This window comes from Paenibacillus sp. GM2, assembly GCF_900069005.2.
Lineage (GTDB): Bacteria > Bacillota > Bacilli > Paenibacillales > Paenibacillaceae > Fontibacillus.
The window spans coordinates 376,813-399,067 of record NZ_LN831278.1 but is presented as its reverse complement, the minus strand read 5'-3'; the positions used below and the strand labels follow the sequence as shown (position 1 = coordinate 399,067).

The window sequence follows — 22,255 nt, the reverse complement described above, 5'->3', positions numbered from 1 at the left end:
CATTAGAAGGCAACTATCCATTTATTTGACGACAATATTTATCGCTCTGGGCGGAATGACGATCTTCGCTTTGCCCGCCGTGATATTGTTGCCAATACAGGTAATATTCTTCTGTACATATCCGCTTAGATACGTAGTAAGATCAATTCCCGTGCCTTTCCTCACGACAATAGAGTTGCCCTGGATCACTCCCTGATCGGCATTCTGCCATGTCCAGACGCCTCTCTCCCCGTTGCTGATATTGTTGTTCAGCAGCTGGAAGCCGCGAATATTTCCCAAGCGAATCGCCGTAGTCCCCGCGATACTGCTCCTGTCCCCCATACTGATCGAATTGCCCTGGATCAATGTGTTCTCGATCAGATCGCCGGCACTTACCTCAATCGCGGCGTAGAAGCTGCCAACCCCGCTAATGATATTATTCACAACCACATTGTTGCTTCCATAGATGCTTATTGCCGAATACATATCAGGGGCAAGCGTGCCTTTCTTCGTGCCTTTATAATAGTTGTTATTCAGGAACGGATTCTCAATTTGATTGCTCTGGACTTGCATCCCCAGAGCATAGACCTTGATCGCTCTTTTACTGCAATAAGTGAAGCGGTTGTTGGCAATCACACTTCCGGTATTCTCACCTTGGTTATTATCCATCGCCGGGTCCTCGTAATAAATGCCATCCCCGTCATCCGCCGGACTAATATGGTGGATATAGCAGCCCGATATTAATATTTTCTTGCCGATCTTCTCCGTACTGCCCCATGTCGTCGTCACGAAGATTCCCCTTGCGATCAGACTTCCTTGAGAGACATTAATAGCTGAAATGTTATAAATCTCCGTGTTTGAGATTGTAATCGAATTCGTATTGCCATAGATTACGATTCCGGACACCACCCCGGCGTAATAATCGCTTTTTCTATCGGTACTGTGCGTAGCATTGGCTACAGAGGAGTTGTTAATCACAATATTAGAGCTGCCCCCGCCTATAGCCAGCACCCGATTCACGCGATTATTCCCATCCAGCGATACGTTGTTAATATTGATATTGCTTCCCTGTACCCGGATCATATCCCAGCCGAACCCGCTGGAAGCGGCCTTAATGACCGATGTCTTGCCATTGCCGATAATGGAAGTATTCGTCCCTATCGACAGTGTCCTGGCCGGGTCAATGATATACACCCCGTCCGGGAAATAAACCGTATCCTTGCTTTGGGCTGCCTGCTGCAGTGCTCTCTGAATGACTGCCGTATCATCCGTCTTTCCATCTCCCCGCGCCCCTGCTCTTTTTACGTCAATCACGTTAATCTCCTCCCGCTAATACACGTAATAACGAGCACTGCTGCATATTGAGCCGCGAACATATCTTTAGCTTTATTTAATAACGGGAGATAAAATGGAACAATCGGCATCTGACCTGCAGGTTGGCCTAACTATTGTGGAGATTATTTGACATTAGCTCGTTTTCAGCCACAATTGGGCAGGATTGCTATCCATATTTTAGAGAAATCGGTACATCTCGTACTGCTGGATCGGATCCCTCTGAAATCCTAAATGCTGCAGGAATCCATGCAATCCGGCATTATTGGAGAACGATATCTGGAGCCGTGTTAAAGCTAATTCACGAACGGCGCTGTTCAGCAGCATTGGGGCTATTCCGCGTCCCCGCTCGTTCTTGTCAACCATCAACAAGCTGATCCGCCCCTGACGGGTAATAGCCATAACAGCGGCGGGATTGCCTTTTATCAAAGCCCCATAAAATACATATTTGTCCGAGCGACAAATATAATCGAGATCATTTTGCCAATTCAGATGGAAATATTCCCGGCCTTGGACTGCCTCCACGAACCGATGACTGTCAAGCTGTGCGATATTGGCCATGCCATGACCTGAGGCCTCCATTTGCGTTGCTGCAGTCAAGCCGGATAAGTTGGTCAGCGTATAATAAGACAAATCATACAGCCTCTGATATCCATGTCGGTTATAGAAGGCTATCGCCCGATCATTCCCCTGAATGACCTCTAAATATAACTGACGGCAGCCTTGATCAACGGCCTCCTGATGATGCAGCCGCAACAACTCCTTGCTTATCCCATGTCCACGCAAATCAGGACGGACGGCAAGCGCACCGCAGCGCATCGTCCGGATCCCTTCATACAGCTTGATCCCTCCAAGTATGATGCCAACTGCTTCACTCCCGGACATCGCGACAAAAGAATGCTCTCGCGCATTTCCTTCCTGATCGAAGAGGTGGGCGAAAAACTGTTCCATGGTAAGGTCAAGCTTCACGACATAGTCGACGAATCCAGCTTGAAAAGCGGAGAACAATACTTTCCTGTCCTGTTCTGTACCGCGATAATATTGGAGCATCCCCTTACCTCCTATTAAAAAGTCACTGATCTCGGTTGAGCCTGTAGGAATAGCACCGCATCATTCATGCGGCATTAGCAACCTGCTCCCAAGCTCCCTTCCTCAAGTTATGAAACCGCCGGCACTTCCTTCCCTATCTCGGGAATCTCCATCCATTCGACACCGTTCCCCCGCTGCAGCAGCTGGTCGGCGGCCATCCTCAGCTTCTCGCCCTGATGACAGGAGATCAGCAAATAATCGGTATCCACCGGATTTTCGTTCAACAACTCCTCCAGCAGGGTCGACATCGAGACGGTCCGATCCAGAACAAGCCTGGCCAGCGTTGACAGCAAGAGTTCAAACTGATCGGCTGCCGCAGAAGGTTCAATTCTGACCGATTCTCTGGGGCCATAGATCAGATGGCCATTGCAGATCAATCCCGTCTCGACCCCGCTGCGCAGCGCTTGATCGGCCACCGTAGCAGCGTATCTGATGCCCCGTTCTATCCGGGCCGGGTCATTAATATTTCGCCACATCGTATCGCTGTCCTCCAGATTAAGACAAATCATAAGCCGATGATCAGCTGTATAATCGCGCTTATGAACCTGCAGCGCACCGGTACGTGCCGTCGCCTTCCAATTGATCGATCCCATAGCGTCGCCGGGGCGATATTCGCGAATTCCCGAAGTCAAGAACGGATCCTCCACGATCCAGCGTCGTACAGCAAGCTCTCCAATCCAGCTATGATTTGGCAGCGGCAGCTCCTGCAAATCTAGGATTTGCGGATATACAAGCAGCTCCAGATTCAGCGGAAATTTCTGCGCCTTGGAGATCAGACCAAGCGGATCACCTGTCGTCAGCGTAGCCGAATCCAGATGGAAGAGGCCGCGCCGCGAGCATATAACCTGATGATGTCTCTTAATTCGACGATACGAACGAAGATAGAACAGACTGATATGATTCTGATAGATGTCCCCGGAGTAGATGTCCAGGTTGGCCTGATCCCCAAACCGGAGCCCGGATTGAATGCTCGACTCCAGCCGCAGCCAAGGCAGCGGCAGCCATTTCGCGTTGGAGATCACCTCCACCATTTCCACCGTATCCCCTTCGAATACGGCGTCCTTGGTGAAGTAGCGCGTATAGCTCAACCCTCGCATCGCCCTGCGTTGATAAATCATGGCCAACAATCCGATTAGAACGGAAGCGCTAACAATTAACCAGGTTAATTGCATGTCAACCACCTACTTCCCTCTTCCTGTCAGTACATCCTCCGCAGGAACCTCCACTTCGCCGAGCACTTGCCGCACGATAACATCGCTTTGTCGATCATCCGGACGGAGTCCGTGGCGAACGAGTAATCGATGGGCCAGCACCGGCTCGGCAACTCGCTTGATATCGTCCGGAGTTACATAATCCCGGCCTTGCAGCAAAGCGATTCCCTGCGCGGCACGCATCAGAGCAGTACTGGCGCGCGGGCTGGCACCAAGCCTCACATCAGGATGCTTCCGCGTTGCCTCCGCAATGCGAACGATATAGCCCAGCAAATCCTTAGACACGCTGATTCCTGCCACAAAGCGCTGGACAGCAGCGACCTCGGCACCTGCAGCTACCGGAATAAGCTCTTCCAGCGGATTCTTCACCTGGAAGCGTTGCAGAATATCCACGCCTTCCTCATGCGTAGGGTAACCGACCTCAATCCGCATCAGAAAGCGGTCAAGCTGCGCCTCAGGAAGTGGAAATGTCCCTTGATTATCGACCGGGTTCTGTGTGGCCATTACGAAAAACGGACTGGACAGCTCATGGGTCAGACCGTCTATCGTCACCTGGCGCTCCTCCATACATTCCAGCAGGCTGGATTGGGTTCGCGGCGTCGCCCGGTTAATCTCGTCCGCCAGCAGCACCTCCGTGAACACAGGTCCCGGCCTGAATTCAAATTCACTTGTCTTCTGATTATAGAAATTAATCCCGCTTAGATCAGAGGGCAATAAATCAGGAGTAAATTGGATTCTCTTGAACTGCCCGTCCAGGGAACGGGCCAAAGCCTTGGCCAGCAATGTCTTGCCCGTGCCGGGCACATCCTCCAACAACACATGTCCATTGCCGAACAGAGAGGACAGCAACAACTCAATGACCTCTTCCTTCCCCACGATCACTTCACTAATATTGGTATGAATTCGCTTCGATATCGATACCGCTTCCTGCAAGTCCATAGTTCCACCGCCTTAATAACTAGATTAGGATTACAATAGAATAGTTTAGTTATGTAAATTTTTTCTTCTATATATCATACCAAAAAGCCCGCTGCGATTATAGCGGGCCTTCCGATGAATATTGGGCTTACACTCTGGCTTCGATGCCGCTTAGGATGGTACGCTCCAGCGGGAGCAAACTGCCCTCGGCTGCAGCTTCCTGATAAATATCCTGAAGCTGGTCGCGCAGCTCCTTCGCCTCGGCCAAATAAGCGATCGATTGCTTCATGGAAGTGGAATAACGGTTCTTAAACGTTAGAACGGCATCTGCAAACTTCTCATCCGTCCCTTCGGCGATCGCGAGCTGATATACATCGAGGATCTGATCTCCTTCGCGCACCGGGAAGTGCTCATGGGGAGCCGTACTGTCGAATATAGCAACCCCCAGCTCCGGGAAGATCAGCATATCCAGGCTATTCGGATCAAAGCCGCAATGATAGATTTCCGTATCAATGCCCTTCTGCTCAGCGGAAGCAGCCAGACTTTTAAATAGAGTCGATTTGCCGGAACCCGGACGACCCTTTACATAAATGCGTGTCTGTAAACGATCTGTCAGATTAGGCACGAAATCGATAGCTCCTCTCCAGGTCGCCGCACCGAGGAAGCGATGGACGATTTGCGACTTTTTGCCCGCTCTTACAGGTTGTAAATACTGCTCCGACCATTCGGTTGCCAGCGTATTCATCGCCTCGCGGTCCAGATGATCAATAAAAATCTTCTCCCATTCATCATGAATACGCAGCGTCTTTAAAAACGTATCATATGCCTGCTCATAAGCTATGTCGATCTGCCCCTGCAATCGTTCAATCTCTTCGGAAGAAGCCTCCAGCTTACCTGTATCAAGTACGGAACAAAGGTCGATATATCTGATGTCCGCTCCGGCCGGCTCCGCATCTGCCGACCAGGCATCCCCATCGACGATCCCAAACGACAGATTCGTAACGATAATCCCCTCCAGGGATTCGTGGTCCAGAGGCTGATGAATTCTATGCAGGTTGAAGCCGCGCTGCTCTAATGCCGCTGCAATCCGCCCCATCATCGCCTCCGTTCCCCCAGGAAAGCCTTGCAGCACGTAAATGGTGCTGAGTCCCTGAAATACCGAATCCGCCAAGCTGACTAATCCTTGCGCTGTATTTCCCCGCATAAAATAATGAAGATCCTGCTCTGCCATTTCCAGTTCTGCCCCTTTCTCTTTGCCGAAAATCAATACCCTACACTTTATGCATCAGGTTACGACTGTGTGTTAGCCTATGACTTCCGGAAAAATTCGCGACAAGGAACCCGAGATGAAGCTCTACCTATAGGCATCGCAGGTTTGCTTGAACTGACCGGCAGAACCTGCGCATAGCTGGATCACAGCTTCAGCCATCGCTGCAGATCCACAACGGAATGAAGAGCATATTGCTTCTGCACCAGAAAGCCCGCCTGAAAGATGATCAAAGCCGGCACACTGGAGACTTCCCAATCCTGCGCCAAACCTGGCGCATAGTTGATATTTATTTTAGATACAGGAATCGTTCCGCCGGCTTCAAGAACAATCCCCAGCATTCTCTCCGCAAGCTTACAAGTCCCACAAAGTGGTGTATAGAACAGTACCGCCTCTCTGGAACCGGCCTGCTCCCATCTACCCCTCAGTTCTTTTGCTGAAATCTCCTGCAGTGCCATAGCCATATTAGTAACTCCTTAAAGAACATTATGAAGATCCAATTGCCCAATTCGTTCTCGTGATTTTGCCCGTAGCAGAGCTTAGCTGCTGCCACCCCGCTTGCGGTAACTGCTCGGCGATATTCCAGTGACCCTCTTAAACACACGGGAGAAATAGAACATGTCTTGATATCCTAACGCCTCGGCAAGCTCCTTTACGCTCCTTTCCGTGTTCAACAGTTGATTTTTCGCCTCGGCAATTTTTAGCCGATGAATAAATTCATTGAGCGGATAGCCGCTGTACTCGTGGACAATTCGCCGCAGTGTAGATACGGATATATGATGGCGGTCTGCAATATCCTCCGGCTTCTGCTGCACATAGACAGAACGGGCAAGGTCTTCAATAACTTTTAGCGTCAATGTCCCGCGGTGGCCGGCCTGGGTCTGCTCAATCTGCACCACAAGCTCGTACAAGAACAGCTCCAGCATCATGGCTGCCCTGTCCAGGTTGCCCGGCTGGTTGCTGTCAATCAGCATAAGCATCATCTCCATCCGGTGCAGCAATGCCTCATCAGCAACACCGTGCTTCACCTGTTCAGGGTTATTGAGCCAATTCTGCAGCCATTCATCAACCCGTTCGCCGTATACTGTGAAATAGTATTCATCCCAGAAGCCCCCTTGATGGGGACCATAACTAAATACAGCCCCGGGATACAGACAAAACCAGGAGCCGGGGACTACTTTCTGCCTTTCTCCCTCATTAACTTGATAAAATCCCTCTCCGCCCGTTATCATGACAAACGCCCAATGAGCGAATACAGAATTCATTCTTTGCAGCGTCCTCCCGGGCAAATGCCCAGCGCTATGGAAGGCCAATGATTTAAGTTTTAGCTTGCTTGGATCCACGAGCGGCTCATAGGTGCGAATCGGGTATGGGCTGATCATATAATCCATATATTTTGTCATCCTGAACATTCTCCCTTACAAATTCTTATGATAGATTGTAGGTAATTGAACAAATAAACCATGCCGCTGTGAATGAAGTACATAATATTGTAGCAAATTCGCTGCGGGGATGAAAGGATGTAAGCGTAAACAATGAAACAGGTAAAAATCGGTCTCATCGGCTGCGGCTCCATCTCTGAATGTCATTTGAACGCCTATCAAGCAAATCCTCATGTCCAGCTATATGCTGTTTGTGATCTGAACGAGGAACGGGCTAAAAAAGCAGCAGAAAAGTATAATGTACCTCATGTCTATACCGATTATCGCGATCTGTTGGCTAACTCGGAAATAGACGCTGTCAGCATTTGTACCTGGAACAATTCCCATGCAGAGATCAGCATCGCGGCTCTTGAAGCCGGTAAGAATGTACTCTGCGAGAAGCCGCTCTGCAAAACTGTAGACGAGGCTCTTCGCGTACAGGAAGCCGTACATCGCACTGGCAAGACGCTGCAGGTCGGCTATGTCCGCCGCCATGCTTCCAATATTGAAGTACTGAAACGGTTCATCGATGCCGGCGATCTGGGTGAAGTTTATTTTGCCAAAGCCAGCTTGATCCGCAGAATTGGCAATCCCGGTGGCTGGTTCTCCGATATTGAACGCTCCGGCGGTGGGCCGCTGATCGATATCGGCGTACACGTTATAGACCTATGCTGGTACCTGATGGGCAAACCAAAGGTTAAATCGGTTACTGGTAATACGTATCGCAAGGTAGGCAACCGCTCCAATGTTCTGAACTATGATTTCTATAAAGCAGCGGACTATGATGCTTCCCATAACACGGTTGAAGATATGGCCAACACCTTGATCCGCTTTGAGAATGGAGCTTCCCTGATGGTTGATGTCAGCTTCAATCTCCATGCGACACAGGATTCGCAATCGATCAGCATCTACGGCGATAAAGGCGGCGCAGAGCTTGAACCACAGCTGAAGATCACCACCGAGCGACATAATACGATGATTAATATCGATCCGCAGATCACATATCCAGGATTCGACTTCCAAGGGGCTTTCAACCGTGAAGTGGACCATTTTGTAGAATGCTGTCTGGGGAACACCGAGACGATCTGCCCTGTAGAGGATGGAACTCAACTGATTCAAATTCTGAATGCCATCTATCAATCGGCCGCAGAAGGAAAAGAAATTCAATTCTAAGTTCATAGAGTGTTTTGATTTTCGCTCAAGCATCAGAACGAGTCCTGCTGTGAGCAACACAAGAGAATAAAGCTCGGCTGGTCGTTCTGATGCCTTCGGCAGCCTACAAATATCAAGGAGTGTGAATCCAGGTGAAATTGACGAACAAAATCGGTGTTATTGTAGACAGCTTCGGAATCGGCGTTCGTGAAGGCTTGAAGAAAGCAAAGGAAGTTGGGGCGGAAGGCGTACAAATCTACGCGGTATCGGGCGAGATGGACCCGGATCAGCTTAGTCCAGCCCAACGTAAGGAATTGCGTCAATATATCGCAGACCTGGGGCTGGAGATCTCGGCGCTTTGCGGTGATCTGGCCGGACATGGCTTCCAGGATGCAGCCGCCAACCCGGCAAAAGTCGAGAAATCGAAAAGAATTCTCGACCTGGCTATGGACCTCGGCACCAACGTGGTGACCACTCATATCGGGATTGTCCCGGAAGATCGCAATGGACCAATTTACACGGCAATGCAAGAAGCCTGTGAAGAGCTGGGCGTCTATGCGAACAGCTTGAACGCTTACTTCGCTATCGAGACCGGGCCCGAACCGGCAGCCCATCTGAAGAGCTTCTTGGACACGCTTAGCACCCGCGGCGTCTCCGTCAACTTTGACCCTGCCAATATGGTTATGGTCACAGGGGACGACCCGGTAGAAGGCGTCAAGACGCTCAAGGATTACATCGTGCATACGCATGTCAAAGACGGACATCGTCTCCGTCCTGTCAATCCTAAGGACGTCTATGGCTATCTTGGCTATGATGCTATGGATCATCAGAAGATTGCCGAAATGGCCAGCTCCGGTGCTGCCTTCGAAGAAGTTCCGCTCGGGGAAGGCAAAGTGGATTTCCCTGCCTACTTCGCCGCTCTGCAGGAGATCGGCTATAAAGGCTACCTGACGATCGAGAGAGAAGTCGGAGATAACCCTGCCGCGGACATCGAGAAGGCTGTTAAGTTCATTAAAGCTTACCGCAACTAGATTATAATGCGAGTTCAAAAAGTTCGGTTTTCAGCAACGGGAAGGTTGGATGAGGCTAGAGACTCGAACAACCTCTTATAGCAAAAGGAGTGACTTGTCATGAAACTGGGAATTAGCTCTTATAGTTTATATCAGGCCATGGAAGCAGGGGCTATGGATATACTGAGTGTCATTGATTGGGTAAAGGAGATTGGAGCCGAGCATATCGAGATCGTTCCTCTGGGGTTCAACTTGGCAGACAATCCTCAATTAGCAGATCAAATCGTGGAACGTGCCGCAAAGGCAGGAATCGAGATTTCCAACTACGCCATCGGCGCCAACTTTATTACAGATACGGAGGAGGCCTACGAGGCTGAGATCGAGCGAGTGTTAAAGGAAGTGGATGTCGCTCACCGGCTTGGCGTTAAGTTAATGCGCCATGACGTCGCTTCCCGTCCTGACACCTCGATCGTGAACTTCAATTCCGATCTGGAGCGAATCGCAAACGCCTGCCGTAAAATCGCTGATTATGCCAAGGGCTTTGGCATTACAACTAGCGTTGAGAACCATGGCTACTACGTTCAAGCCAGCGACCGGGTTCAAACGCTGGTGCATACTGTGGGCCGGGACAACTATAAAACAACGCTCGATATCGGCAACTTCGTCTGTGTTGATGAAGATCCGATCCGCGCGGTCAAAAATAATATCAGCATCGCCTCCATGGTGCATGTGAAGGACTTCTATATCCGTCCTGCCGACCGCAACCCGGGAGAGGGCTGGTTTCCGAGTGCAGCAGGCCGTTACCTGCGCGGAGCCATTGCCGGACAAGGAGACCTCGACGTGCCGGCCCTGCTCGGTATCGTCAAGAGCTCGGGCTACGACGGATACCTGTCGATCGAATATGAGGGTATGGAAGATTGCAGACGCGGAGCGAAGATTGCCTTCGATAATGTAAAGCGTATCTGGAACGAACTGTAGTCATAGAGAAAGGGGCAGCCCCGGTCGTTGACTCGCCGTATTTTCCAAAGTTAGCTCTTTGGCGGCGGGTTCGACTTAGGGCTGCCCCTTTTTTTATTTGGTCTGAGCCGTATTCATCAGATCTTGGATTGGTCGCAGCTCGCGATTCACGTCATACGGATAACGATTCAACACCTGCAGCAATAGCTTATGCAGCTTGCCGTTATTATCGATTTGCTGCAGAAGTTCTTCCATTTTCGCAATAAGCTGTTTATATTCCTGAATATGATCCGCACCGTATACCTCGAATTCGAAGAAGGAATTGCCGAACACCGTTGCCCGCTTCACGCCCTGGAATTTAACATAACGCGCCTGCTTCGCATCAAAGGTAATTATATCGAGATTGCCCTTGGACTGGATCACGCCGTCTTTATCGCCGGATACGCTGGTCCAGTGGGTCTTGTCCGTGGACACCAGCAGCTTGAATTTCTCGGCATAAGCCGCTTGCCAGCGGATAATGACCTTGCTGATATCCTTTGTATCACCCAAATCAACCATAAACCAGGCATCATCTACATAAGCGCTGGACCATCTGGAGGTTGGGGAGACATCCCCGTCAACCGCCATATCCGGCGAGTAATACGGAAATTCGGTAGCGGAAGATTCCGCCTTTTGATGCAAGGCCAGATTATCGCTGTTCTGCAAATCGATCGCCTTGTTGTAAATCATGACATTATCCAATACACCCTTAAATGCGTTCGTTGCGCTGCCGATCCGGAGCGTTGGCAGGACAAGCGTATTCATTTTAGGATAGGTCTCTTCCAGCCGTTCTACATACTCGTCTATATTAACAAATAAAGTCACACCTTTATTGTCGCCCTTGAAGGTCAGGTGCGTCCATTTCCCCTCCGGAACAGAGTAGTTAAACGTGCTGTCATAATGCTCCTTCGTAAAGCCCAGCTTGCCTGTATTTCCCTGCTTCAGCTTCAGCGTTCCTACGGGGGATTCCATCAGAACCGCATCGGCCGGGTTGCCTGGATCGGGCTTAATCCACATGGAGGCTGTCCAGTCAAAGCCAACCGCTTCGATCGGAGTTTCAATATAGCTTTTCCCCCCATTCAGCCGGACGCCATTTTCATATTTTCCCTGTGTTATATCAACATTCACGCCGTTGCCATCATAATGGTTGCCGGAGGCATCCTCCAAACCTTTTTCGAACAAATATTGTATAACGCTGTTCTCATCATTGTTGACGGCAACCGTATGCGACAGATTGGCATTTGGCGCATCGCCGATCTTCTTCTTCCGCTGCTCGAACCGTTCGAAGGATCTGTCATCCCTTGTTCCGGTCCACATTTTCTCTGCTACAACCTGAATGCCCGGAAGCATACGATCATGTGAATCATCCATCGACAGTCCATTGACTTCGGAAGCATCATTCCATAAGCAGAACATGCCGCCTTTGACGTGGGGATGGCCGAGTGGCAGCGTCGTTGTCTCCCATTTGACCGGCTCCCATTCATTATATAGGAACTGGGTATTCAGATAGTTCCCGTATAAGGTCGGAACGATGTACATATAAGTGTTCTGGGCATTGATGACATCATAGCCAAGATCCACCGCTTGCTGCGGAGCGCCATAAGGTTCGTGCCAGATATCCATCGTGGCATCCGTACTGATCGGCGTCATTCCGTTATATTGCGTCAGTCCGCCCCATAAATGAGGGCGTTTGCCTTTGCTGTTAATATGCTTGATGAGGGTATCCATGTACCCGCGGAAAACCTCGGTATCACCATTATATTCATCCGTGCCAATGTTGATATCAGGCCCGATGAAGGTCGGGTCATTACCGTCCAAGTATTCATCCAGCAAGGACTTGACGAACTGAACCGTCTCCGGCTTGGTGATATCAAGCATGTTGTCGTCCCCTGACGACGGATTACCCAATGCCGGGTTATAAGTAGTAAATACACGGGAGTGCCCCGGCGTATCGATCTCCGGAATAATGTTTACGCCATACTCCACCCCCATGAGCTGCAAATCTTTGAATTCCTGCTTCGTATAATGGCCGTTTGAGCTAGCCAGTCCTGGATAGGTGCTGCTCTCCAGCCGGAAAGCGGCTCTTGTGCCGTCTTTGAATGGCGTACCAACACTATCGTTCAAATGAATCTGGAACGTGTTCATCTTGTACCAGGACAGCAGCTTCACATAACTTTTCAGAAAGTCCATCGTATAGAATTTGCGTGCCACATCGATCATAAGCCCGCGCTGCTCGTATTTGGGGTAATCCCTTGCCTCGCCGCGCGGGATGGTCCGATCCGGATGCTGCTTAATAATCTGCAAGGCCGTTCTTGTGCCGAAAAAGACGCCTTGGGCAGTAGATGAAGTCATGGAGACGTAATCCTCAACCCGGAACAAATTCCCCTCATCGCCAAGCCATGTCAGGGAAGGATCAATCGATAAGTACAGATCGCCTTTCTTCGGCTCTCCATACTCAACCTTAAGATCGAATCCGGTAATATCCTGCAGATCCTGGCGCGTCAATTCAGCGGCATTCTGCAGAATATCCTGGTCCTTCGCATCCACAACGATCCGCGATGACTTCGTCAGTGTATAATCCCCCTTGTTGCCGTACCATTCTCGCAGCGAGGGGATCACGTCAGGCTCGGCATTCCGATCCGCTGTTTGTTTATGCCGTCCCGGAACTATAAGGGGGATATTCTCGGAGAGCAGCTTGCGGTCCGGATTTTTCTTATCCGTAACCTGGATGAGCAGATTGACCTTGGCATCCACTAAGGGCTCGTGAATATTGCCTTCCAGATCAATTACAGGCAGTCGGTCGCTGCCATATAAGGCAACCTCATAATCTTCAGGTACATGGGCCGCAGACCAATCAAGCTTCGTCTGTCCGGCAGCTACCGTAAGCGCAGCTGTTACGCTGTCCACAATGGTCCGCAGATCATGCAATTGATACACTTCGAATTCATAAAAAGAGTACCCATACAACGTGCCTTCAACCGGAGCCCGCTTGACCCCCTGGAACTTTACGTATCTTGCCTTGAGCAGCGGAAAATCAACCGTCTCTACGCCGCCCTTGCTTGTGATGATGCCGCCGTCCGCTCTTACATTCTTCCAATGCTTGGCATCATCTGATACGAAAATCTTGTAGCTTTCCGCCGGCGTCTGCCAACGGATAACGACGCGGTCGATCTCCTTCTTCGCACCGAGGTCCACGTAGAACCACTGATCATCCTTGTAAGGGGATGACCATCTGGTATTCCCCTTCCCATCAACAGCCAGCTCCGGCTTCAAAGCATCCACTTCATTTCCCGAAGCGAAGACCGGCTTGTTCAAGGCCAGATTCGTCTGCGAGGACGAACCCTTCACAGCTTGCTTGGAAGCAGGCTGGGCATGGACGGTTGCCGACGGAGCTACAGGTGCCAACATCATAGCCAACACCAGCATGGTTGAAATGGCCTTCCAAATGATTTTCTTCATAGTCCCTCCATATGCTTTTGGATTTGATGAAACAGTTTTGCTTGACATGGATGCAGGAAAAAACCATTTTACCTTAAAAAGATGGATGAATAATCCACCTTTATCTTATAACAGGGATTTTTTCGCTGACAATATACATCTCTTTACATCGCAAAAAACCGCCTGTACACCAGACGGTTAGACGGCACTATAATTATGTACGAAAATAGGCTGCTAAAAGTTAACAGGGTCGGCTGCTTCCTGTTTCATAATTAACAGTCAACCCTGCTCCTATACCTGGAATAATCTAGACCAATCCCGGAAACTTCAGCGAAATGACCGCTCCGCCTTTGCTGCCATTGCCGGCCTGAATGAATCCCCCGCAGCGCTCCACAATCGCACGCGAGATGGCGAGCCCTAGCCCGGACTCGCCGTCCTTGCCTTTGACAAAGCGATGGAACAGATACGGCAGCAATTCCTCCGGTATGCCCGGTCCGTCATCGCTAACATTGATGATGATCTGCCCCTTGCATAACTCGGCATGAATATAGATATGATGCTGCGCATAACGCACGGCATTGGAGACCACATTGAGCATCGCCTGCAGCAGCTTATCGCGGTCCGCGCACAGCTTGACTGCTCCAAGACTCCCGTATTCCGTATGAAGCGCAAGCTCCTGCCTGACCAGCAGAGGATTCAGGCGCTCTACGGTCTCCGTCAACAGTTCCTCCAGCGAGATCTCCTCGCTTCTGAATACATCCTCTTCGCTATCCAGCTTAGCCAAAAGCGTCATCTCGGTAACAAGCTTCTTAAGTCGGGCGCTCTCATCCATAATGATGTCCAGCCCTTTCCGGACATTCTCTCCCTCAAAGACGCCGTCGCGAATCCCCTCCGCATAACCGGAAATAGACATTAGCGGCGTTTTTAATTCATGGGATGCATTTTGAAAGAACTGCTTCTGGACTTGATTGAAGTGGTTCAGCTCGGTGGCCATTTCATGCACCGATTGAGCGACCGAACCGATCTCCCCTCCCGCCTTAATGAGGGCCACATCCGTGAATTGACGCTGTTTGACTTTATTCAGTTCATTGCGAAGCCGGATCAGCGGGTTAATCAGCCTTTTTGTGATAAAGATGCTAAGTAGCAGCATGGCGACACCAGCAGCGCCGAAAATAATAAGCAATCGCTTCAGCAAGGCCTGCTCAATCGTCTGGACCTTGCTAATTGGGGTGTACAACGTTAGTTTTCCTTGAGGCGTTAATTTTTCTACCGAAATGAAGTTCTTATCCGATCCGGCCTGGATGCTCTGAACGCTGGAAGCCATGTTGGTTGTAACCGCAGCCAGTGTCTCCACTTTCTTGGTTGTATAGGTGATTGGAGACGCCGCAATCACACTGCCCGTCTGGTCAGTCAGAACAGCGCTAATGTCCGGGGAAGGAGCCGTCATTGGAAGCTCAGTCGGCAATTTTCTCATCGAGATGTCGGTGACCTGGGGATAATCCTCCTTAAGTATAGCTGTCATTTCAATACTCATCGCTTTCAAGTCTTCCCTTTGCGCTCCGATCAGGTGATCCAGCAATACATAGTGAATGACAATTCCAGCAACTGACAATACCAGCACCAGTGCAATACCAAAAGCCAAATTGATCTGATGTACGAGTTTCATTACGCCCTTCCACCTCCATCATGTCTCATCCGGTAACCGTGTCCCCATATCGCTTCGATGGGAAGGTCTCCGATTTTTTTGCGCACCCGTTTGAGCAAATGGTCCACTGCCCGATCGCTGCCGAAGTAATCATCCCCCCATACATAAGCCAGCAATTCATCGCGTGTAAAAGCGCGGTTCGGATTGTCGGCAAACACCCGCAGCATCGCAAACTCCTTGCTGGTCAGGTCCACTTCTTCCCCGTCCCAAAAAGCCCGTCGCTCATCCGGCAGCAACAGTAGCCGGCCAAGCTCAATCTGTACAGGCGGAGATGGGATTGCCGATTCCTCAAGCTGATTTAACTTGTACCAGCGCTGGAGCTGTCTTTTGACCCGGGCTACCAGCTCGCGCGGGCTGAACGGCTTGACCAAATAGTCGTCGCTGCCGAGCTCCAGGCCCAGGATCTTATCGACTTCGCTATCCCGTGCAGAAATCATTATAATAGGCACTTCCGCTTCGTTGCGGATGCGTCTGCAAAATTCATATCCGTCCATGCCAGGCAGCATAATATCCAGTACCCATAAATCAGGAGGATGGCCTCTCCATAGATCCCAGGCCTCCTCCGCACTGCTTAAGCCGATGGTACGGTAATTCTCCTTCTGTAAATAGGCCTCTACCAAATTTCGAATATTTAAATCGTCATCGACGACGGCAATCACATATTGATGATTCATTTTCATGTCCTCCAGCAGTTTCTCCTATATCAGTATAACAACGAATTCCGCTCGACAGCGTACCTGCCATCGTTTTTCCACAAATTCACCAATCGGCTGACATAGACGTTTCTTACACTAATACATGCAAGCGCCGATGGGATACCCAGCGGGGCAATATCACTTCAGCTATAGGAGAATAAACGGTGCCAAAAAACAGACGGAATTCAACTCGAAAAATAACGGCAACTATGAAAAAGGCGTGCCTGGTGACCGGTTTCATGCTGATATGCTGGTTCGTATTTTTAGCCTGTTCCAGGGCTGCGATACTGACCTATGACGTGATATGGGGAGGTTTTGGCTATTAGCAGAAATACAGAGAGGGCCCTACTGCTCAAGACAAACCGAACCAAGGCTTCCGCAAATCTACGGATGCTTGCAACAACTAACTTTTAAAGGAGTGTTCACTCATGAACCTGCAAAATGTAATTAAAAAAACCGTACTTTCCGCCGTTATGTTATCCGCAGCCGCTGTCCCGGGAATCACCCATGCTGCAGACAACGCTGCAAAAACAGTAATCCCTAGTGTGAAAACACAGGCGGCCACGATGTTAAGCATGGATGGCAAATCGCAAAACATCACCATTGCCAAAATAGCTGATCCGCTGGAGCTGGCCAAGCAATACGCTCCCGATACGGTGGAGGATTGGAAGCAAGCGCTGGAACAGTTAGGGAAAAATACCGTTGCTACAAAAACCATCGAAGCGAAGCAAGTAAAAAGCCTGTCTGAAATAAAAGTAGGCGACAAGGAGCAAGCCAAAACATTACCTGGACAAGCCTCGGTCGCTGTATTCATCTCGAAGGACAAGGCCACTGTAGCGGAGGATGCCTTCTCGAAGGGCTGGGCCGCCCTGGCCAAGGCGGAAGAATCCAAGGATGCTGCCGCTATTCGAGAAGCGCTGGACGGACTGTTAGAGCAGCTTAAACTGGTTAACGCCGAGCGGGATGCAGCGGGAAAATAAGAGGTTCTACAGTTCGTTGAACCGATGCACTGGCACATAAAATAAAGCAAACTGCAGCGTAAAATTAAAACAGGGCCGGCCCCGTCATATTCCATGACGAAGAGCCAGCCCTGTTCTATTTTTTGTATATAAAAATATTAAGCTTCAGTCTCCAAAGGATACTCTTCCATATAGCTGAGCAGCTCATCCACTGTTGTGAAGGCAAGTCCGGTTACTGTGTCCGCACAGCCATAGTAGATGGCGATCCGGCCGGTTTCTGCATCGGTCAAGGCTGCACAAGGGAAGGTTACGTTCGGAACATCGCCTACGCACTCATACAATTCCTCAGGCCCGAGAATATAGTTGCGGGAACGCGCCAGTACTTTCCAAGGCTCGTTAATATCCAGCAACGCACAGCCCACGCGGTATACGAAGCCGTTCGCCGTATTGATAACGCCGTGGTAGATCAAGAGCCAGCCTTTATCGGTCTCAATCGGAACGGGTCCTGGGCCAATTTTCTTGGATTGCCAAGCAGAGGCATCCCCGTTTACTGTACCCATTACATAACGGTGTTTGCCCCAGAAAGTAAGGTCAGGACTTACACTGTAGAAAATATCTCCGAATGGAGTATGTCCGGTATCGCTCGGGCGGCTGACCATAGCGTAATAATCGCCAATTTTGCGCGGGAACAATACGCCGTTGCGGTTATATGGCAAGAAAGCATTCTCTAATTGATGGAAGGTTTTAAAATCGGTCGTATAAGCAATGCCGATCGTAGGACCATGATATCCATTACACCAGGTGATATAATAACGGTCATCAATCTTGCAGACCCGTGGATCATAGCGATACTCACGCTTGGTTACTTCTTCATCACCTTCAAATTGAATCGGTTCATGATTGATCTCCCAATTCACGCCATCTTTACTGAAGCCGGCGAAAATATCCATACTGACGGATCTGGAGTCACAACGGAATACACCGGCAAAGCCATCTTCAAAAGGCACTACAGCCGAGTTGAACACACTGTTGGAGTTCGGAATCGCATTCCGCGGAATGATCGGATTGGCCGAATAGCGCCATACTGGAGAGTTGCTGCCAGCAGGCTTGTCCTGCCAAGGGATGTTCGTCAGTTTTTCGCCAATAATTCTGCTCATTTTAATTCTCCTTTTCAGTTAACGATAAGTATTAAGTAATGATAAATCATACTCAAGAGCACTTTCGCACTCCGAATTGTAAGTGACGAAAGCCTAATTTGCAATTGAAGAATCACGACATCGCGTCGCGGTTCATCCAGCTGCTTGCGGCTTTTTAAGCCGTTGCTGCGTTTATCTCCGGTTTACAGGATGCCTTCCTTCATGGCCCGATATACGAGCTGAGAGAAGAGGCTGTTCGACCAAGCGAACCACTTCCGTGTAAAGATCGTTGGATCATCGACATGGAAACCTTCGTGCATAAATCCGGTATCCGCATCAGTGCTCTCCAGCATCGCGATCATTGCGAGCTTCTCTTCCTTCGTCTGCGCCGTGATTCCCTGCATGGACAACGCCATATGCCATACGTAATTCTCCGGGGTATGCGGGCTGCCGATGCCTTTAGCTGCTTTTCCTTCAAAATAGAACGGATTCTCTTTGCTCAGTGCAAAACGTCTCGTATTCTGATAGATCGGGTCATCAGCCGTTACGTATCCGAGATACGGAATGGAGATCAGGCCTGGTGTACCCGCATCATCCATCAGGCAGTAGTTGCCAAAGCCATCCGTCTCATAGGCATAGATCGGGCCAAACTCCGGATGACGATAAATCCCGTACAGCTTAATGCCGTAGTCTACCTCGAACTCCAGCTCTTTCAGCTCAGCCAGGAAGTCCATATCGCGGAATACCCACTCGGCAAACTCCTGCATCTGCCGCAGGGCTACAACTGCAAACATATTGCCTGGAATGTTGTAATGGAAGTCACAAGCATCGTCGCTCGAACGGAAGCCGGACCAGATCATTCCCGTATAGTTGACCGGCATGCCAAGCCCCTTGTTGCGCAGCGAATCTTCCGGGATTCCATTGTTACGGGTAAAGCGATAAGGCGAATTCTCAAAATGATGCTGTTCCGTCTTGAAGACTTCTACGATCTTTCTCATCGCTGCTTTGAAGCCGGCATCAAAGATGTCCGTCTGCTCCGTCTCTTTCCAATACGTATAAGCCAAGCGTACAACAAAGCACAGAGAATCGATCTCGAATTTGCGCTCCCATACCCATGGGGACATATCGGTCTCATCCGTCGTATTCCAATGCCAATCATTTGCGGATTCATTGAAAGCATTCGCATACGGATCAATATGAATATATTGAATATGGCGTTTGATTAACCCGCTGATGATGCGCTGCAGATCTTCATCCTGCTTGGCAAAGGGGACGTACTGAATGACCTGCTCAACCGAGTCGCGCAGCCAGGAAGCCGGAATGTCACCGGTAATAACAAAGGTCGTTCCGTCCTCCATCAGCTTGGTCGTCGTCTCCAGCGTATTCGGGAAGCAGTTTTTGAACAATTGCAACAGCTTCGGACGGTGAGCCAGCTTCACCTCTGCTTCGGCTAATACATCCTTGATTGCCGCCGGGAGCTCCAGCTTAGGCATCGGTATTTTCGGGAGTCTGAATTGCTCCATGTCGTCACGCTCCTATAGTCTAAAATAAATGGTATTAGTTAATTAATCCGTATCCGCTTAATCCTCCCGTACCCATAAGTCAGCGCTTAGCGTGTCATTGACATGCCTGCCGACCAGAATACGGAATTGCCCCGGTTCAACTATCAGCTTATAGTCTTGTCCGATATATTGCAATTGTTCGGCACCAACTGTAAACTCGACTGTTCTGCTCTCACCCGGCGCCAGCTTGATCTTACGGAAGCCCTTCAGCTCCCTGGCCGGTCTTGTAACAGCGCTAACCACATCAGAAATATACATTTGGACAACTTCTGCACCTTCACGGTCGCCGACATTAGCAACCTCCACACGAACCGTCGCTTCTCCATCCGCAGGGATTGTCCGGGGTTCCACCGTAAGATTGCTGTAGCTGAACTCCGTATAGCTAAGCCCGTAACCAAACGGATAACGTGGCTGCGAATCGTCCTCCAGATAACGCTTGCCTCTGGAACGTTTGCCATGATAATAAACCGGTAGCTGTCCGACATGCTTCGGCACGGAAATGGTTAACCGTCCCGAAGGGTTCACATCCCCAAACAGAATATCAGCTATGGCATGTCCTCCTTCTTGACCCGGGTACCAGGCCTCCAGAATCGCATGCGCATGGTCTTCAATCCACGGCTCTGCAATCGGACGACCGTTAATATAAACAACGATGACAGGCTTGCCAAGCTTATATACTTCTTGAATCAGTTCAAGCTGTACACCTGATAATTCGAGAGACATACGGTCGATCCCTTCACCGCAATCCATATCGCTCCAGGAGTGTTCCGTCACCTTGGAGGCTCCTGTCTTCAGATCGATCGTGCCCTCGCCAAAGTCGCGTGCACTGGAACCGCCAACAACCATAACAACCGTATCGGCTTGGCCGGCCATTTCAAGCGCATTGTCAAAGCCCTCTCTCGATTCATCCTTAATCCGGCAGCCCGGAGCATAAAGCACGCGCTCTGACTCGGCCGAGAGCTTGCTGCGGATTCCGCCCAGCACGGTTGTTACATTCGTTGCCGGTTGAGGAGAAGTGTAGTCTCCAAGCTGGTTATAGCCCATATCGGCATTGGGGCCGATTACGGCGATCCGGCCGGACTTTTTCGACAGCGGAAGCACCTGGGCTTCATTCTTCAGCAGAATGATTCCCTCTTCAGCAAGCCTTCGGGCGAGGTTCACATGCTCCTCACACCCTATGACTCGAGCCGCGCGCTCAGGATCCGCATATGGCGCATCGAATAAACCGAGCTTGAACTTCAAATCAAGCACCCGGCGAACCGCAGCGTCGACAATCGCTTCGTCCAGCTTGCCCTGGCGCACGGCTTCAAGCAGATGATGACCGAACATTTCACCGGACATCTCCATATCAATACCGGCGCGAATAGCCTGAACCGCCGCATCCATTCCGTTCTCTGCGGTATCATGACCTGCGGCCACCATATCGATCGCGCCGCAGTCGGTAATAACCATGCCTTCAAAACCCCACTCTGTGCGGAGGATATCCTGCAATAGCTCATGATTTGTTGTACAAGGAATACCGTCAATTTCATTGTAAGCCGGCATGATTGAGGCTGCGCCCGCCTTCACCGCTTTCTTGAACGGAAGCAGATCCACCTCCAGCAGTTCACGCTTGCCCATATGCACCGGCCCTGCGTTTCTGCCGCCTTCCGAGCTGCCATAGCCGACGAAATGCTTCAAGGTTGCAGCTACGCTATCCTCCTGATCCAGCGACTGGCCTTGCAGCCCTTCCACCGAGGCCACCGCAAGCTCGCTGATGAGATAGGCATCCTCGCCGAAGCATTCCTCCGTCCGCCCCCAGCGCGGATCACGAACTACATCCAGCACGGGCGAATAAGTCGCTGCCCCGCCCTGGCTGCGCGTCTCGCGAGCCACAGCGCGGCACATCTCGCGATAAAGCTCCACATTCCAGGCGCTGCCCAGGGTGAGCGGCACAGGAAATACGGTAGCTCCTATCGCCATATGGCCATGTGAGCATTCCTCGCCAATCAGGATCGGAATCCCTAAGCGGGAATGTTCAATAGCATAACGCTGAATTTCATTAACCGCGGCTGCGCCGGCTTCTGGCGATAACCCGCTCTCCAGCGTAACACCGGTCCACGGGTCAGCGCGGAGCACGCCGTACAGGGAGCCTATTCCACCGTTTGCAACCTGCTTCTTGAAGGCTTCAGTCAGCTCGATTCTACCGTCCTTATGTTCATAGACCTGCCAGCCGAAAGGTTGAACCAACTGCCCGATCTTCTCTTCAAGTGTCATCAGACTCAGCAAATGCTGCGCCCGTTCTGAGTCAGAATAGCTACGATCCTTATAGATCACTATCTCCGCACTCTCCTTCCAGAGGTGTTCAAAAGGCCTGCTGTGCTGAACACCGCCTTTTTGAACTCA

At 50.4% G+C, this 22,255-nt stretch carries 17 protein-coding genes; 4 read left to right on the top strand and 13 right to left on the bottom strand.

The window, feature by feature from the left end; genetic code table 11:
* Positions 1–21: 21 nt before the first annotated feature.
* The 7 genes from BN1360_RS08465 to BN1360_RS08435 all read right to left on the bottom strand — a co-directional run bounded on the left by BN1360_RS08465 (position 22) and on the right by BN1360_RS08435 (position 7,199).
* Complete coding sequence (locus BN1360_RS08465) at positions 22–1,293, bottom strand: glycosyl hydrolase family 28-related protein (protein WP_068779426.1); 1,272 nt, start codon at positions 1,291–1,293, stop codon at positions 22–24.
* Between the two features lie 198 nt (positions 1,294–1,491).
* Positions 1,492–2,361: a GNAT family N-acetyltransferase gene (locus BN1360_RS08460; protein WP_068779425.1), complete on the bottom strand. Its 870-nt coding sequence runs from the start codon at positions 2,359–2,361 to the stop codon at positions 1,492–1,494.
* A 107-nt stretch (positions 2,362–2,468) separates the two neighbouring features.
* On the bottom strand, positions 2,469–3,572 hold the full coding sequence (locus BN1360_RS08455; protein WP_068779486.1) for a DUF58 domain-containing protein: 1,104 nt from the start codon (positions 3,570–3,572) through the stop codon (positions 2,469–2,471).
* A gap of 9 nt (positions 3,573–3,581) precedes the next feature.
* Positions 3,582–4,550, bottom strand: a complete 969-nt coding sequence (locus tag BN1360_RS08450; RefSeq protein ID WP_068779424.1) for an AAA family ATPase — start codon at positions 4,548–4,550, stop codon at positions 3,582–3,584.
* Positions 4,551–4,677: 127 nt separating this feature from the next.
* Positions 4,678–5,796: a hypothetical protein gene (locus BN1360_RS08445; protein ID WP_082789982.1), complete on the bottom strand. Its 1,119-nt coding sequence runs from the start codon at positions 5,794–5,796 to the stop codon at positions 4,678–4,680.
* A gap of 146 nt (positions 5,797–5,942) precedes the next feature.
* A complete protein-coding gene (locus BN1360_RS08440) occupies positions 5,943–6,260 on the bottom strand; it encodes a thioredoxin family protein (RefSeq protein ID WP_229520925.1) in 318 nt (105 codons plus the stop codon).
* A gap of 75 nt (positions 6,261–6,335) precedes the next feature.
* Entirely contained in the window at positions 6,336–7,199 is an 864-nt protein-coding gene (locus tag BN1360_RS08435) for a helix-turn-helix domain-containing protein (RefSeq protein WP_068779423.1), read from the bottom strand.
* 132 nt (positions 7,200–7,331) lie between these two features.
* Between BN1360_RS08435 and BN1360_RS08430 the strand changes: the two genes are divergently transcribed.
* The 3 genes from BN1360_RS08430 to BN1360_RS08420 all read left to right on the top strand — a co-directional run bounded on the left by BN1360_RS08430 (position 7,332) and on the right by BN1360_RS08420 (position 10,357).
* Complete coding sequence (locus BN1360_RS08430) at positions 7,332–8,390, top strand: Gfo/Idh/MocA family protein (protein WP_068779422.1); 1,059 nt, start codon at positions 7,332–7,334, stop codon at positions 8,388–8,390.
* 131 nt (positions 8,391–8,521) lie between these two features.
* Positions 8,522–9,400 carry a sugar phosphate isomerase/epimerase family protein gene (locus BN1360_RS08425; RefSeq protein WP_068779421.1) on the top strand — a complete coding sequence of 293 codons (879 nt, stop codon included), beginning with the start codon at positions 8,522–8,524 and terminating at the stop codon, positions 9,398–9,400.
* A 99-nt stretch (positions 9,401–9,499) separates the two neighbouring features.
* Positions 9,500–10,357: a sugar phosphate isomerase/epimerase family protein gene (locus BN1360_RS08420; protein ID WP_068779420.1), complete on the top strand. Its 858-nt coding sequence runs from the start codon at positions 9,500–9,502 to the stop codon at positions 10,355–10,357.
* Between the two features lie 93 nt (positions 10,358–10,450).
* On the opposite strand, the gene BN1360_RS08415 is transcribed toward BN1360_RS08420, so the two are convergent.
* The 3 genes from BN1360_RS08415 to BN1360_RS08405 form a co-directional block, all read right to left on the bottom strand.
* Positions 10,451–13,834 (bottom strand): discoidin domain-containing protein, encoded by a 3,384-nt coding sequence (locus BN1360_RS08415; RefSeq protein WP_229520923.1) that lies wholly within the window; start codon positions 13,832–13,834, stop codon positions 10,451–10,453.
* Positions 13,835–14,120: 286 nt separating this feature from the next.
* Positions 14,121–15,479, bottom strand: a complete 1,359-nt coding sequence (locus BN1360_RS08410; RefSeq protein ID WP_068779419.1) for a sensor histidine kinase — start codon at positions 15,477–15,479, stop codon at positions 14,121–14,123.
* The gene (locus BN1360_RS08405; RefSeq protein ID WP_068779418.1) at positions 15,479–16,192 is read right to left on the bottom strand and encodes a response regulator transcription factor; all 714 of its coding nucleotides are present in this window, start codon (positions 16,190–16,192) and stop codon (positions 15,479–15,481) included. The genes BN1360_RS08410 and BN1360_RS08405 overlap by 1 nt, the downstream gene beginning before the upstream one ends.
* A 449-nt stretch (positions 16,193–16,641) precedes the next feature.
* On the opposite strand from BN1360_RS08405, the gene BN1360_RS08395 reads away from it, so the two are divergent.
* Positions 16,642–17,193: a hypothetical protein gene (locus tag BN1360_RS08395; RefSeq protein ID WP_068779417.1), complete on the top strand. Its 552-nt coding sequence runs from the start codon at positions 16,642–16,644 to the stop codon at positions 17,191–17,193.
* Between the two features lie 137 nt (positions 17,194–17,330).
* Here the strand turns inward: BN1360_RS08395 and BN1360_RS08390 are convergent, their stop codons facing one another.
* The 3 genes from BN1360_RS08390 to BN1360_RS08380 all read right to left on the bottom strand — a co-directional run bounded on the left by BN1360_RS08390 (position 17,331) and on the right by BN1360_RS08380 (position 22,189).
* On the bottom strand, positions 17,331–18,329 hold the full coding sequence (locus BN1360_RS08390; RefSeq protein ID WP_068779416.1) for a glycoside hydrolase family 130 protein: 999 nt from the start codon (positions 18,327–18,329) through the stop codon (positions 17,331–17,333).
* Positions 18,330–18,511: 182 nt separating this feature from the next.
* Complete coding sequence (locus BN1360_RS08385; RefSeq protein WP_068779415.1) at positions 18,512–19,831, bottom strand: glycoside hydrolase family 125 protein; 1,320 nt, start codon at positions 19,829–19,831, stop codon at positions 18,512–18,514.
* Between the two features lie 57 nt (positions 19,832–19,888).
* The gene (locus BN1360_RS08380; RefSeq protein WP_148466539.1) at positions 19,889–22,189 is read right to left on the bottom strand and encodes a glycoside hydrolase family 3 N-terminal domain-containing protein; all 2,301 of its coding nucleotides are present in this window, start codon (positions 22,187–22,189) and stop codon (positions 19,889–19,891) included.
* Positions 22,190–22,255: the final 66 nt, after the last annotated feature.